The sequence below is a fragment of the Salmonella sp. SAL4457 genome, assembly GCF_046548235.1.
In the GTDB taxonomy this organism is placed as follows: domain Bacteria; phylum Pseudomonadota; class Gammaproteobacteria; order Enterobacterales; family Enterobacteriaceae; genus Salmonella; species Salmonella enterica.
The window spans coordinates 1-258 of sequence record NZ_JBGDZO010000807.1 but is presented as its reverse complement, the minus strand read 5'-3'; the positions used below and the strand labels follow the sequence as shown (position 1 = coordinate 258).

The 258-nt window shown below is 67.4% G+C and carries 1 protein-coding gene; it reads left to right on the top strand.

Annotation, left to right across the window (positions count from 1 at the left end; all coding sequences use genetic code 11):
• Positions 1 to 258, top strand: a 258-nt coding sequence (locus ACLJNW_RS26405; protein ID WP_410961538.1) for an efflux RND transporter permease subunit, incomplete at both ends; no start/stop codon positions are given.

Genomic DNA, 258 nt, shown 5'->3' with positions numbered 1-258 from the left:
ACCGACTACCTGTCGCGGGTGATCCAGCCCAAGCTGGCGACCCTGCCCGGTATCGCCGAGGCGGAGATCCTCGGCAACCAGGTGTTCGCCATGCGCCTGTGGCTGGACCCGGTGAAGATGGCCGCGTTCGGCGTCACCGCCGGCGAGATCAACCAGGCGGTGCAGCAGTACAACTTCCTCGCCGCCGCCGGCGAGGTGAAGGGCCAGTTGGTGGTCACCAGCGTCAATGCTTCCACCGACCTCAAGTCGCCCCAGGCC